Below are 12864 nucleotides of genomic sequence, written 5' to 3'. Positions count from 1 at the left end.
ATCAATCAAGTGACAGGCATGTTATCGCTAAATTCCCCGGCGGAAACCACAATTCGGTCACCGCGGCGCGTGCCGCGACCGACTGGAGATGACGATGTTTGCTGTGACTGGGATTACCGGGAAGGTGGGTGGTGTGGTGGCGCGTGCGCTGTTGTCCGCTGGCAGGGATGTGCGCGCGGTGGTGCGCTCGGCGCACAAGGGTGCCGAATGGGCCGCGCAGGGCTGCGAGGTCGCGCTCGCCGAGATGAGTGATGCGCAGGCTCTGCAGCGTGCCTTCACGGGCACCGAGGCGGTGTTCGTGCTGCTGCCGCCGAACTTCGATCCCTGCGCCGACCTGTCCGAGTCGCGTGCGATCGTGACGGCATTGCGCCAGGCGCTGCTGGCCGCCCGGCCGCGGCGCGTGGTCTGCCTGTCGACCATCGGCGCGCAGGCAACCCAGCCGAACCTGTTGCAGCAGCTGTCCCACATGGAGCGCGAGCTGGGCACGCTGCCGGTGCCGGTTGCCTTCGTGCGCGCAGGCTGGTTCATGGAAAACACACTGTGGGACATCGAGCCGGCGCTTGCTCACGGTGTGCTCGCCAGCTACCTGCAGCCGCTGGACAAGCCGGTGCCGATGGTGGCGACGGCCGATGTGGGCCGCGTCGCGGCGGAGTTGCTGCAGCAATCCTGGGAAGGGCGCCGGGTCGTGGAGCTGGAAGGGCCGCGCCGCATCGCTCCGCTGGAGATTGCCGCCGCGCTCTCGACACTCCTGGGCCGTGAGGTCAAGGCGCAGGTTGTTCCGCGTGCCTCGTGGGAAGCGCTGTTCCGCGCGCAGGGCATGAACAACCCGGTGCCGCGCGCGCAGATGCTCGATGGCTTCAACGCCGGCTGGATCGACTTCGAGGCGGCGCAGGCAGACACGCGCAAGGGCACCGTGCCGCTGCAGACAGTGCTGGCGGCAATGGTGGAGCGCCAGCAGTGAAGGCGCATCGAGGGCGCATGTCCGGCGGCGGTAGTGCCCGGCCGCCATGTGGGCGGGCGGTGATCCCGCCCGATGCGGTGTGCGGGCTTGCCGGGTGACAGCGCGGTGCTGCTGCCCGGATCGTGCGCGACGACAGCCGTGGTTCGCCGGGTCAGCTCCTGCGCAGCACCGCTTCGATTTCCTGCGCCGCGCGCTGCAGCGCCGGCAGGTAGTGCCGCACGAGATGGGCCTCGTCGCGGCTGCCCAGCACCATGCTGAAGCCCACGCCCGCCACCACCTTGCCGGAGGCCGCGCGCAGCGGCACGGAGATGCCGGCGTAGCCATCCACGAGCTCGCTGATCAGCGTGCAGTAGCCATGGCTGCGCACCTGCCTGAGGGTGCGCGCCAGCGCGGTGCGCGAGCTGACGGTAAACGGGGTGAGCTTGCGCAGCTGGGCGGTGGCGAGGTACGCATCGAGCGCCTCGTCGTCCAGGCCGCCTAGCAGCACGCGCCCGAGCGAGTGCGCATAGGCGGGCATGCGGCGCCCGACTCCCATGTCCACGCGCAGTATCTGCTGCGGCTCCTCGCGCGCCACCAGCGCCACCGATTCGCCATCGAGCACGCCGAGCGAACAGGTTTCACCGGCCTGCTCGGCGAGCGCCTTCAGATAGGGTCCGGCCAGGCGCGGCAGGTCCATCGAGGCGAAATAGGCGTAGCCCAGGTCCATCACGCGCGGCGTGATGGAGAACTCACGCCCGTCCTGCGCCAGGTATCCGTTGTGCTGCAGCGTCAGCAACAGGCGGCGTGCGGCGGCACGGGTAACATCGAGCTGTTCGGCCACCTCTTGCATGGTGAGGCTGCCCGCGCCGGAGGCGAACAGGCGCAGCAGCGCCAGGCCCTTGGTCAGGGAATCGAGCAACTCGCTCTTTTCTTGCGGGTCGGCCGCGGGGACCTCGTCTGCCGCTCTTGCACGGTTCATGGGCTGCTTGTGGATGGGGAACGATCGAAACGGGGGATTTTATTGCCCTGAGCGCACTTGCGCGATACGGACATGCCTCCGTATGATATGCGTTTTGCGAACATTTGTTCGCGGAATGCGGTCCGGCACAGAACGGACTGGAAGAACAGACGGAGACAGCCATGAAGGTCATCAGCGCGCAGCAGGCTGCTGCGCTCGTGCAATCGCAGTGGACCGTGGCCAGCGCCGGTTTCGTGGGCGCGGGCCATGCGGAGGCTGTGACCAGCGCGCTCGAGCAGCGTTTCCTGGAGTGCGGGCTGCCGCGCGACCTGACGCTGGTGTACTCGGCCGGGCAGGGCGACCGCGGCGCGCGCGGCGTCAACCACTTCGGCAATGCCGGCATGACGGGCCGCATCGTCGGCGGGCACTGGCGTTCCGCCACGCGGCTGGCCGCGCTCGCCATGGCCGAGCAGTGCGAGGGCTACAACCTGCCGCAGGGCGTGCTGACGCACCTGTACCGCGCCATCGCGGGCGGCAAGCCCGGCGTGATGAGCAAGATCGGCCTGCATACCTTCGTCGATCCGCGCACGGCGCAGGACAGTCGCTACCATGGCGGCGCCATCAACCGCGGCGGGCAGCAGGCCATCGCGGAGAACCGCGCGAACTGGGTCGAAGCGATCGAATTCCGCGGCGACGAATATCTCTTCTACCCGAGCTTTCGCATCGACTGCGCCCTGATCCGCTGCACGGCCGCGGACAGCCGCGGCAACCTGAGCACGCATCGCGAGGCCTTTCACCACGAACTGCTGTCGCTGGCGCAGGCCGCCCACAACTCCGGCGGCATCGTGATCGCGCAGGTGGAGTCGCTGGTGGACCATCACGACAACCTGCAGGCCATCCACGTGCCCGGCATCCTGGTGGACTACGTCGTCGTCAGCCAGGACCCCGCGCATCACCAGATGACCTTCGCGGAGGCGTTCAACCCCGCCTACGTGACGCCGTGGCGGGGCGAGGAAGCCGAAGCGGCCGGCGAGCATGCCGCGCAAGCCGATGTCGCGCTCGACGCGCGCACCATCGTGCAGCGGCGCGCTGCGCTGGAGCTGGCGCGTCGCCAGCCGCGCGTGGTCAATCTCGGCGTGGGCATGCCGGCGGCTGTCGGCATGCTGGCATCCGGGGCCGGCCTCGATGGCTTCACGCTCACCGTGGAAGCCGGTCCGATCGGCGGCACGCCGGCGGACGGGCTGAGCTTCGGCGCATCGGCGTATCCGGAGGCCGTGATCGACCAGCCCGCGCAATTCGATTTCTACGAGGGCGGCGGCATCGATCTGGCCATCCTCGGCCTGGCCGAGCTGGACGGGCACGGCAACGTCAACGTGAGCAAGTTCGGCGAAGGTGCCGAAGCGCTGATCGCCGGCGTCGGCGGCTTCATCAATATCACGCAGAGCGCCAAGGCCGTGGTCTTCGTCGGCACGCTCACGGCGGGCGGGCTCGAGGTGAGCGTCGAGAATGGGGCGCTGCGCATCGTGCGCGAAGGGCGCGTCAAGAAGATCGTGCCCCACGTCTCCCACCTGAGCTTCAACGGGCCCTATGTGGCGTCGATGGGCGTGCCCGTGCTCTACATCACCGAGCGCGCGGTGTTCGAGATGCGGCCCGACGCGATCGGCGCGGAGTGCCTGACGCTGATCGAGATTGCGCCCGGCATCGATCTGCAGCGCGACGTGCTCGACCAGTGCGCCACCGAGATCGCGGTGGCCAGCGACCTGCGCGTGATGGATGCACGGCTGTTCCGCGCCGGTCCGCTGGCGCTCTGATTCCCTGAGGCTCCCGGCGGCCACACCCCGGGGAAACGGGCAGGCATGCGCCCGCCGGCCATCAAGAATGGCGACCGGCCATGACCGGCCGCGGAGGAGACCATCGAAGCCTTGTCCTGTCGTTCCCCTTGGTTTGCCGGGTGGCCGACGCGTGCGCGGGCTGTGGAGCCGGCCGCGTCATTGCCGGATCACGTTTCATACTCATCATGCAGAAGACAAGCCGCCGTACTTTCACGCGCCGCGCGGGCGCGATCATCCTGGCAGCCGCCTTGCCGCTGTGCGCATCGCAGGCATTCGCCCAGGCCTACCCGTCCAAGCCGATCCGGCTGGTGGTGCCATTCCCGCCGGGCGGGCCCACCGACACCGCCGCGCGCATCATCGGCCAGAAGATCGGCGAATCGCTCAAGCAGACGGTGCTGGTGGACAACCGCCCGGGCGCATCCGGCACGATCGGCGCGGAAGGGGTAGCCAAGAGCGCGCCCGACGGCTACACGCTGATGGTGCTGGCCACGCCGACACTGCTGGCGCCGCACCTGATCGCGCGCAAGGGCTACGACATCTTCAAGGACTTCACGCCGATCGGCGCTGCCTATGACCTGCCTATCGTCATGGTGGTCAACCCGCAAGCCTTGCCCGACGTGACGGACCTGCAGCAATACATCGCGCGCGCCAAGGCCAGGCCCGGTGCGATGAACTACACCAGCGCGGGCAACGGCAGCTTTGGCCACCTCTCGACCGAGCTGCTCAAGAGCCTCGGGCATTTCGACGTGCAGCACGTGCCGTACAAGGGCAGCGCGCCGGCGATCTCCGACCTGCTGGCCGGCCAGGTGCCGATGATGTTCTCCGACATGATCGCGGCGCTGCCGCATATCAAGGCCGGCAAGCTGCGCCCGATCGCAGTCGGCTCGGCCAAGCGCGTGAGTTTCACGCCCGATGTGAAGACGGTGGCGGAGCAGGGCTTCCCCGGCTTCGAAGCCACCGCCTGGGGTGGCCTGCTGGCGCCCGCCGGCACGCCCAAGGACGTGGTCGCGAAGCTGTCGGCCGAACTCAAGGCGGCGCTGGCCGATCCGGTGGTGCAGGAGAAGATGCTGGGCGCGGGCACGGTCGCGGCCTACATGCCGCCCGAGCAACTGGCCACGCGCATGCGCAACGACTACAAGAAGTGGGGCAAGGTGATCCAGGACAACGGCATCAAGGGCGACTGAGGGCCGATGCCTGGACTGGCCGGCGGGAAGGTTGCCGGCCGGGAGTGAAGGAGGCCGCCGGCTGTCTTGTCCGGCGGCCTCTCTCGCCTGTGGGCGCTTGCCAGGCGGTCGCGCTCAGGAATCGGCGCGCGGCGTGCCGTTGGCATGCGCGGCGGCATGCGGGAGCGGGAAGACCTGGGCGTTCCCGCCATCCGGCGAGCCGGCGGCGAGGCCGGGCACCAGGCCCTGCAGCGTGCCGCCGGACAAGCCGACTTCCTTCAGCAGCGAATCGATCAGCGGCGCGTGGGCGCGGTAGGAGAGGGCCGCGGACATCGCCTGCTCCGCAAGGTTGCTGCCGCCGTTGCCGGCATTGCCCCCGCCGTTGCCGGCATCTCCCGGCACTGCGACGCCGCCCCGATTGAGGCCGTCGACCTGGATGATCTTGATGCCGTCGATGGCCTTCATCGGCTCCACGCTCTGCTCGATCACGGCAGGCAGTGCCTGCAGCAGCGCGAGCTTGAACTTGAGGCTGGTCTGGTCCGAAGACAGCGCGTTGATGGCGTCGTTGAGCGCATGCTGCGCCTCGGCTTCGGCCAGCCCCTTCTTGCGCGCGGCCTCGGCGAGTTCGACGATGGCGGTGGCCTGCATCTGCGCGGCTTCGCGCTCGGCGCGCGCCTGCGTGGTCACGTGCACGGCCTGGGTCTCGGCTTCCTGTGCCGCTTCGATCAGCGCGACCTGCTTGGCCCGGTCGGCTTCGGCGGTGCGGCGCGTGGTCTCCACCATCTGCTCGGCCTTGACCGCCTCGGCCAGCGCCTCGTTGGCGCGCGACTGCGCCTGCGATTGCGCTTCGGACTTGGCGGCGATCACGATGGCCTTTTCCTGCGCGGCGATTTCCGTGACCTTGGCCTGCTCGATGGCGGCCATCTGGGTGACGCGCTGCTGCTCGATCTCCTTGACCCGCACGTCGCGCTCGGCTTCCACCTTGCGCGTGCGCACGGCTTGCTCGCGCTGGATCTCGGATTCCTGGACCTGGCGCTCGGCCGTGATGCGGCTTTGCTCGGCTTCCTGTCGCCGCTCGGCCTCATACGATGCGATGCGCGCATTCTGCTCGGCGGTGCGGGTCTTGACCTGCTGCTCCTGCTCGAGCTTCATGAACGATTCCTGCTGCTCGATCGCCAGCTTCTTGGCCAGCGCGTCGCGGTTCTTCTCGCGCACGGCGACTTCGGTGTCCTGCTCCACCTCGTTGCGCTCCTTGCGGCGGCGCTCGGTTTCCTGCGTCAGCTTGGTCAGGCCCTCGGCATCGAAGGCGTTGTTGGGATCGAAGAATTCCTTCGAGGTCTGGTTGAAGTTGGTGAGCGACACGCTCTCCAGTTCCAGGCCGTTCTTGGTGAGGTCTTCGGCCACCGTATTCTGCACGCCCTGCACGAACTGCTCGCGTGCATCCTGCAGGTCCTGCATGCTCATCTGGGCGGCGGTGGAGCGCAGCGCGTCGACGAACTTGTCGTCCACGAGCGCGCGCAGGCTCTCCGGCGCGAGCGTGCGCTGGCCCAAGGTCTGCGCGGCGGTGGAGACGCCTTCCACGGTGGGCTTGACGCGCACGAAGAAGGCCACCACCACGTCGACCCGCATGCGGTCCTTGGTGATCAGGCTGTCGCGCGAGGCGCGGCTGACCTCGAGCTTGAGCGTGTTCATGTTGATCGGGATGATTTCATGGAACACCGGCAGCACGATGGCGCCGCCGCTCATGATGACCTTCTGCCCGCCGAGGCCGGTGCGCACGAAGGCGCGTTCCGCGGAAGCGCGCGTGTACAGGCGCGAGAAGATCAGGCCGACGATGCACAGGCCGATCACCCCGGCCAGCCCGATGACACCCCAGAAGATGATGGAATCCATTTTGGTTTTGACACTCCCTTAGTTCATGGAAAGACCGTGGGACAGCGAGAAGGCGAGGGCTGCGCGGCGCTAGAGCAGGTCCGGCCGCGGGTTGGCGATGACACGGTACAAGGTGGCCGAGACGCGCGCCACCACCAGCACGCTCTCGCCGCGTGGCAGGCGCTGCGCGGGCTCGTCCGGCTCCACGCGGATGTAGTGGGGTTGTCCGTATTCGTCGACCAGGCGCGCCTCGGCGGGCGTGCCGGCGGAGGCCTCGCCGGCCGTGATCTGCGCGATGCGGCCGACGAAATCCAGTTCGGACACCGCGGAGGATTCGTCCTGCGGGAAATAGCGCGCCACCACGCTGCCGGCTTTCCTGACGAAGGGCAGCGCGCCGAGCGTGGCCAGCGCCACCGCCACCGGTACCGGCAGCATGTGGCCGGCCAGGGCCGCCAGCATCCACTGCAGGATCAGGCCGGCGATGGCGAACCCCGTCAGGAACAGCACGACCAGCATCAGCAGCGGCACCCGCCCCACATGCAGCCAGCCGAGGAACTGGCCGATGACCCCTGCATCCGAGCCGGTGGCATCGGCGTGGTCGAGCGCGAAATGGGTGACGAGGAAATTATCGGCGTGCTCGGACAGGCCCAGGCCCAGCAATACGGCCAGGGCCTCCAGCAAGCCAATCACCACCATCAGGCCAATCGCTACTACGAACGGGGCATTGCCCGGCAATAACAGCTGATTCATTTTGGCTTCTTGTTGTGATGAATCGGTCAGGGGCGGCGGGCGCGGCGGCGGCTGCCGCGCGGCTCAGGCGGGGTTGCCGCCGCGCCCCGCCTGCCCGGCCGTCGCCGCCTTGAGGCGCTCCAGTCTTTCGCTGATGCGCTGTTCCTTGTGCAAGGTCTCGAGCCGCTTGAGCAGCGAGGGGTCTGCGTCCGAGCCGCCGGTGCCCAGCCCGGCGATGCCGGTGGCGCTGGTCATGGTGCGGTTGAAGCCTTGTTCGAGCTGCCCGGCGCGGACGGCCGCGTTGCCGGCGGCGCTGCTGCCGGCGTTGGCGGCCGCGCCGCCAGCCGTGACGCCGGCCGCGACGCGTGCGGCCACCATCGCGGCCAGGGCCTGCTCCATCTCGGCGCGCTTGGCGCGCAGGCCGAGCAGGTCGGATTCCGTCGCTGCCGATTTTTCCACGGCTTCCTGCAGGCCGGCGTTGAGCGTGCCGAGCTGGTCTTCGAGGTCGATCTGGCGCGAGGTGCCTGCGCGTGCGGCCGCTTCGTCGCCGCGGTCGAGCGCGACGCTGACCTGCTCGTCGAGCTTCTCGATCTCGTTGTTGACGCGCGCGATGGCCTTGGCGGCCTGGTGCTTGGCCGCTTCGTGCTGGCCGAGGCCGATGCGGGCCTGGGCGATGACTTCGTCGAACTCGCGCAGGTATTGCTCGAGCACGGCTTGCGGCGTGCGGCTTTCCAGCGAGCTGACCAGCGCGTGGACATTGGCGGTCAGCAGTCGCTTCACTCGGTTACCCAGGCCTTCTGTCGTCATGGTGTGGTTCCTCGGTGCATCGATTGGGCGCCTCGCCGCGGCGAGCGTCGAGGCGGACTGGTTCTAGCCGGCCGGGCGCGCGCTCCTGATCAATGTTGCCAGTTCTAACACTTCCGGGATATAGGCGTCCAGTACGGCCGGATCGTAGGCCGGCGTGCGCTGGGTCACGGCCAGGCGCAGCATGCCGAGCAGCATGCGCATGGCGCGCGCGGTCAGGCGGGCTTCCAGTTCGCGCGCCTGCGCGGGCGCCTGGTCGCCGGCCGGCACGCCGGCGATCAGGCTGGCCATCAGTTCGGGCAGTTGCATGGCCAGCGTCGGGACGATTTCCGAATGCAGTTGGTGATCCAGTTCCAGGGCTTGCGCAGCGTCGAGCAGCGGGCGCACCTGGTCGCGCAGCAGCGACAGGCAGCCGATGTAGTCCGACGATCCCTCGGCACGCCGGCGCGCATCGGCCAGCAGCGCGCGGATCTTGTCGCTGGGGCTGCTGGTGCCGGGCAACCGGAGGTTTCCCAGCCAGGCGAGGTCTTCTTCGGGAATGCGGACGGAGACGGTTTGCATTGGGGGCGGCCTGGAAGTGATGCGCTGAACCCAGCATAGGACACGCGTAAGCATTTGTATACGTTTGAAATTTAAAAATGGCAAACAATGGCAAACAATGGCGGACGAGGCGAGGAAACGGGGCGAAGAAACGGAGCGAAGGGCGGGGAGCCGGCCTGGCGCGGCGCGCGTGGGGCGTTTGCGGTACTGCCGTGTGCACCCGCACGGCCAGGCCCGCCTGACATCAGCCTGAAATCAGTCGCGCTTAAACTGCCTTGGGCGCCACACCCGTACTACCCATCGGAGCGGCTCTGATGCTACAATCTAAGTCTTTGATTTACATGAGCTATTGATCTCGCGGCGGAATTCCCCGCGAAAGGCACTGGCAGTGCACGGCAAGCGGCGGCAGTCACGCTGCCCGGCCGCGCCCCGAAATCCACGCGCAGATCTTCCCCGCTCGGTTCAAGACGCGTGTCCGCTGGCGCCGGGTTCGCCTCCTGCAAGACACGGAAACCATGACGACTACGACCACCGAGACCGCCGCGACCACCGGCCAGACCACCCCCGAGATCACCTTCGACAGCTTTGGACTCGACGCGCGCATCCTGCGCGCGCTGACCGAGCAAGGCTATACCAAGCCCACGCCGATCCAGGCGCAGGCGATCCCCGTGGTGCTGCTGGGCAAGGACGTCATGGGCGCGGCCCAGACCGGTACCGGCAAGACCGCCGGTTTTGCGCTGCCCATCATCCAGCGCCTGCTGCCGATGGCCAGCGCCAGCGCATCGCCCGCCCGCCATCCGGTGCGCGCACTGATGCTGACGCCCACGCGCGAACTCGCCGACCAGGTCTACGACAACGTGGCCCGCTACGCCCAGCACACCGACCTGCGCAGCACGGTGGTGTTCGGCGGCGTCGACATGAACCCGCAGACCGAAGCCCTGCGCCGCGGCGTCGAGATCCTGGTGGCCACCCCGGGCCGGCTGCTTGACCACGTGCAGCAGAAATCGGTGAACCTGTCGCAGGTGCAGATGCTGGTGCTGGACGAGGCCGACCGCATGCTCGACATGGGCTTCCTGCCCGACCTGCAGCGCATCATCAACCTGCTGCCGGCACAGCGCCAGACGCTGCTGTTCTCCGCCACGTTCTCCACCGAGATCAAGCGTCTCGCCTCGAGCTACCTGCGCCAGCCGGTCACCATCGAAGTCGCGCGCAGCAACTCGGCCAACGAGAACGTGCGCCAGGCCGTGTTCCAGGTCGAGGACGGCCACAAGCAGGCCGCCGTCGTGCACCTGCTGAAGAAGCGCGCCGGCGAAGGGCTGTCGCGCCAGTGCATCGTCTTCGTCAACAGCAAGATCGGCTGCTCGCGCCTGGCCCGCCATCTCGAGCGCGAAGGCATCAACGCGGCCGCCATCCATGGCGACAAGACCCAGACCGAGCGCATGCAGACGCTCGACGGCTTCAAGCAGGGCGCGATCGACGCGCTGGTCGCCACCGACGTGGCGGCGCGCGGCCTGGACATTCCCGACATGCCCTGCGTGATCAACTTCGACCTGCCGTTCAGCGCCGAGGACTACGTGCACCGCATCGGCCGTACCGGCCGCGCCGGCGCCACCGGCGATGCGCTGTCGATCTACGTGCCGAGCGACGAGCGCCTGCTGGTGGATATCGAGAAGCTGCTCAAGCGCAGCATCCCGCGCAGCGCGCTGGAAGGGTTCGACCCCACCGGCGCCAATGCGCGCGCCGAAGAAAGCGAGCGCCGCCGCGCCCGCACCGATGTGCGCCGCAGCCGCCCCGGCACGGAAGAAGAGCCGCGTCCGCGCAGGCACGATCCCGTCAGCTCGCGCAATGCCTTCCGTCCTTCCGACGATCCTTTCTTCTCGCGTCCCTACGAGCCCAGCGGCGGTGCCGCGTCCGTGCAGCCGGAAGCCGCCGACCACGCCGCCGCGTTCGGTCGCGGCCGGCCCGCGCCCAAGCGCCCGCTGGCGGCGCTGCTGGGTGGCGTGCCCAGGAAGTCCTGACCTGTCGACGGCGCGCCTGGCGCGCCGCATCCGGCGATGCCCGCGCGCGCGGGCGCCGGGAAAGCTAGCGTTGTCCCCTGCGCTGCCGTTCGAGCAGCGCTTCCCACCCGGCGGTAGCCTCCGCCAGCCAGCCCTGCATCGAATCCGCTCCGCTCGCCAGGCCGAGGTGGGCGCCCGCCGCGCGCAATGCCGCCAGCGGCTCCAGTGCATCGACCGATTCCGCGCCGCTCTGCTTGCTGAGTTTCTCCCCGATCTCGTTGGTGACCACCGGCACGTGCAGGTATGACGGCGTAGGCAGGCCGAGCAGGTGCTGCAGGTGAATCTGCCGCGGCGTGGAATCGAGCAGGTCGGCGCCGCGCACGATATGCGTGATGCCTTGCTGCCCGTCATCCACCACCACCGCGAGCTGGTAGGCCCACAGGCCGTCGGCACGGCGCAGCACGAAATCGCCGACCTCGGTCGCGAGGTTCTGGCATTGCCGGCCTTGCCAGCGGTCGTCGAAGCAGATCAGCGCCGCGTCGCCATCCGGCACCCGCACGCGCCAGGCGCGCGGCAGCTTGCCGTGCAGGCCGTCGCGGCAGGTACCCGGATAGCCGAGCGTCTGGTGGCGCTCGCGCGCATGCAGCAGCGAGTCGGCGATTTCCTTGCGCGAGCAGCCGCAGGGGTAGGTCTGGTGGCCGGCATCGAGCCGGCGCAGTGCATCGGCATATGACGCCTCGTGGCGGCTTTGCCACTGCGGCGGCGCGTCCGGATGCAGGCCGAGGCGTTCCAGCGTATGCAGGATCTGCTGGTCTGCGCCGCGCACGCAGCGCGGATAGTCGATGTCTTCGACGCGCACCAGCCAGCGGCCGCGGTGCGCGCGCGCATCGAGCCAGCTGGCCAGCGCGGTGACCAGCGAGCCCATGTGCAGCGGGCCGGTGGGCGAGGGGGCAAAGCGGCCGCAATAACCGGGGGCCGGGGCGTGGGACGTCATCTGGACTTCATCGGAACATCATCGATACCGCAGCCGGTGTCAGTCGGGCTGCCCCGGCTGCTGTTGCAGCAATGCCTGCACCAGGCGCGGGTCTTCGAGCTTGCTGGCCCACCATTGCAGCGCCTTGCCGCGCGTGCTGGTGCGCCAGGCCACCTTGAAATTGCCGGGCGCGCGCACCTCGAGCGTCTCGCGCGCCTGCAACACGCCGCTCTCGATGAAAGGCTGCGCCATCGGCGCCGGCAGCCAGCCGCAGCCCAGGCCGCGGATCTGCGCCTCGAGCTTGTCGCGCATGGTGGGCACCACCAGCACGTCCTGCCCGGCCAGCACGCCGTGGGTGCGGGCAGGCAGGTTGCGCGAGGTGTCGCCGACGGCCACGATGCGGTGCTTGGCAATCTGGATGGTGGTGAGCGGGCCGGGCTCGGTGGCCAGCGGGTGATGCGCGGCCACCGCGAAGACGAAGGGCATGGTGCCCATCGGCCTTACCTGGAAGCCCTGCGTGCTCGGCGCGTCGTAGGCGCCGCCGATCACCAGGTCGGCGCGGTTGCTGACCAGCGCGTCCCAGGCGCCACCCAGCACTTCCTTGGCGAAGCGCAGCCGGGTGGCGGTGTTCTCGGCATAGAAATCCTGGATCACCGGCAGCAGCGCGCGGAAATTGATGAGGTCGTCCACCACGATGGTCAGCGTGGCTTCCCAGCCGGTGGCCAGCCGCTTGACGCGGCGCGCCAGGTCGTCGGCGGCGTGCAGCAGGTGGCGGCCTTCGTCGAGCAGGGCGCGTCCGGCGGGCGTGAGCTCGGCGCGGTGGCGGCGGCGGTCGAACAGCAGCACGTCGAGGTCTTCTTCCAGCTTGCGCACCACATAGGTCAGCGCCGACGGCACTTTGCCCATCTCGTGGGCGGCTGCGGCAAAGCTGCCTTTGCGCTCGATGGCATCGAGGACTTCCAGGGATTCGAGAGAGAGGGCCATGTTCAGAAATTCTGAATGATTGCTACGAAGATCGTCCCGCTTAATATACTCCTGCGCCCATAAACTGCCTAG

At 68.6% G+C, this 12864-nt stretch carries 11 protein-coding genes; 4 read left to right on the top strand and 7 right to left on the bottom strand.

What is annotated here, in order from left to right; translation table 11 throughout:
* Nucleotides 1-94: 94 nt before the first annotated feature.
* The gene (locus AB4Z48_RS06710; RefSeq protein ID WP_441613115.1) at nt 95-961 is read left to right on the top strand and encodes an NmrA family NAD(P)-binding protein; all 867 of its coding nucleotides are present in this window, start codon (nt 95-97) and stop codon (nt 959-961) included.
* Between the two features lie 151 nt (nt 962-1112).
* On the opposite strand, the gene AB4Z48_RS06705 is transcribed toward AB4Z48_RS06710, so the two are convergent.
* Nucleotides 1113-1919: an IclR family transcriptional regulator domain-containing protein gene (locus tag AB4Z48_RS06705; RefSeq protein WP_441613114.1), complete on the bottom strand. Its 807-nt coding sequence runs from the start codon at nt 1917-1919 to the stop codon at nt 1113-1115.
* A 161-nt stretch (nt 1920-2080) separates the two neighbouring features.
* Between AB4Z48_RS06705 and AB4Z48_RS06700 the strand changes: the two genes are divergently transcribed.
* The gene (locus tag AB4Z48_RS06700; protein ID WP_441613113.1) at nt 2081-3709 is read left to right on the top strand and encodes an acyl CoA:acetate/3-ketoacid CoA transferase; all 1629 of its coding nucleotides are present in this window, start codon (nt 2081-2083) and stop codon (nt 3707-3709) included.
* Between the two features lie 206 nt (nt 3710-3915).
* Nucleotides 3916-4914: a Bug family tripartite tricarboxylate transporter substrate binding protein gene (locus AB4Z48_RS06695; RefSeq protein WP_441613112.1), complete on the top strand. Its 999-nt coding sequence runs from the start codon at nt 3916-3918 to the stop codon at nt 4912-4914.
* A gap of 114 nt (nt 4915-5028) precedes the next feature.
* Here the strand turns inward: AB4Z48_RS06695 and AB4Z48_RS06690 are convergent, their stop codons facing one another.
* The 4 genes from AB4Z48_RS06690 to AB4Z48_RS06675 form a co-directional block, all read right to left on the bottom strand.
* Complete coding sequence (locus tag AB4Z48_RS06690) at nt 5029-6786, bottom strand: flotillin family protein (protein WP_441613111.1); 1758 nt, start codon at nt 6784-6786, stop codon at nt 5029-5031.
* A gap of 69 nt (nt 6787-6855) precedes the next feature.
* Nucleotides 6856-7515, bottom strand: coding sequence for a YqiJ family protein (locus AB4Z48_RS06685; RefSeq protein WP_441613110.1), 660 nt, complete (start codon nt 7513-7515; stop codon nt 6856-6858).
* A gap of 63 nt (nt 7516-7578) precedes the next feature.
* Nucleotides 7579-8301: a PspA/IM30 family protein gene (locus tag AB4Z48_RS06680; RefSeq protein ID WP_441613109.1), complete on the bottom strand. Its 723-nt coding sequence runs from the start codon at nt 8299-8301 to the stop codon at nt 7579-7581.
* A gap of 63 nt (nt 8302-8364) precedes the next feature.
* On the bottom strand, nt 8365-8859 hold the full coding sequence (locus tag AB4Z48_RS06675; RefSeq protein WP_441613108.1) for a hypothetical protein: 495 nt from the start codon (nt 8857-8859) through the stop codon (nt 8365-8367).
* A gap of 494 nt (nt 8860-9353) precedes the next feature.
* Between AB4Z48_RS06675 and AB4Z48_RS06670 the strand changes: the two genes are divergently transcribed.
* The gene (locus AB4Z48_RS06670) at nt 9354-10856 is read left to right on the top strand and encodes a DEAD/DEAH box helicase (protein ID WP_441613107.1); all 1503 of its coding nucleotides are present in this window, start codon (nt 9354-9356) and stop codon (nt 10854-10856) included.
* A gap of 64 nt (nt 10857-10920) precedes the next feature.
* Here AB4Z48_RS06670 and gluQRS read toward each other — a convergent pair whose 3' ends face one another.
* Nucleotides 10921-11829, bottom strand: a complete 909-nt coding sequence (gene gluQRS, locus AB4Z48_RS06665; RefSeq protein WP_441613106.1) for a tRNA glutamyl-Q(34) synthetase GluQRS — start codon at nt 11827-11829, stop codon at nt 10921-10923.
* A 39-nt stretch (nt 11830-11868) separates the two neighbouring features.
* Nucleotides 11869-12792, bottom strand: coding sequence for a LysR family transcriptional regulator (locus tag AB4Z48_RS06660; RefSeq protein WP_441613105.1), 924 nt, complete (start codon nt 12790-12792; stop codon nt 11869-11871).
* Nucleotides 12793-12864 lie beyond the last annotated feature (72 nt).

The sequence above is a fragment of the Cupriavidus sp. 2TAF22 genome, from assembly GCF_052115045.1.
GTDB lineage: Bacteria > Pseudomonadota > Gammaproteobacteria > Burkholderiales > Burkholderiaceae > Cupriavidus.
Note: the sequence above shows the minus strand (reverse complement) of the source record. Positions and strands in the feature narration are given on the sequence as shown.

Coding starts and splice junctions, on each gene's coding strand:
- AB4Z48_RS06710 (WP_441613115.1), top strand. CDS start 95: ATGTTTGCTGTGACTGGGATTACCGGGAAGGTGGGTGGTGTGGTGGCG.
- AB4Z48_RS06705 (WP_441613114.1), bottom strand. CDS start 1,919: ATGAACCGTGCAAGAGCGGCAGACGAGGTCCCCGCGGCCGACCCGCAA.
- AB4Z48_RS06700 (WP_441613113.1), top strand. CDS start 2,081: ATGAAGGTCATCAGCGCGCAGCAGGCTGCTGCGCTCGTGCAATCGCAG.
- AB4Z48_RS06695 (WP_441613112.1), top strand. CDS start 3,916: ATGCAGAAGACAAGCCGCCGTACTTTCACGCGCCGCGCGGGCGCGATC.
- AB4Z48_RS06690 (WP_441613111.1), bottom strand. CDS start 6,786: ATGGATTCCATCATCTTCTGGGGTGTCATCGGGCTGGCCGGGGTGATC.
- AB4Z48_RS06685 (WP_441613110.1), bottom strand. CDS start 7,515: ATGAATCAGCTGTTATTGCCGGGCAATGCCCCGTTCGTAGTAGCGATT.
- AB4Z48_RS06680 (WP_441613109.1), bottom strand. CDS start 8,301: ATGACGACAGAAGGCCTGGGTAACCGAGTGAAGCGACTGCTGACCGCC.
- AB4Z48_RS06675 (WP_441613108.1), bottom strand. CDS start 8,859: ATGCAAACCGTCTCCGTCCGCATTCCCGAAGAAGACCTCGCCTGGCTG.
- AB4Z48_RS06670 (WP_441613107.1), top strand. CDS start 9,354: ATGACGACTACGACCACCGAGACCGCCGCGACCACCGGCCAGACCACC.
- gluQRS (WP_441613106.1), bottom strand. CDS start 11,829: ATGACGTCCCACGCCCCGGCCCCCGGTTATTGCGGCCGCTTTGCCCCC.
- AB4Z48_RS06660 (WP_441613105.1), bottom strand. CDS start 12,792: ATGGCCCTCTCTCTCGAATCCCTGGAAGTCCTCGATGCCATCGAGCGC.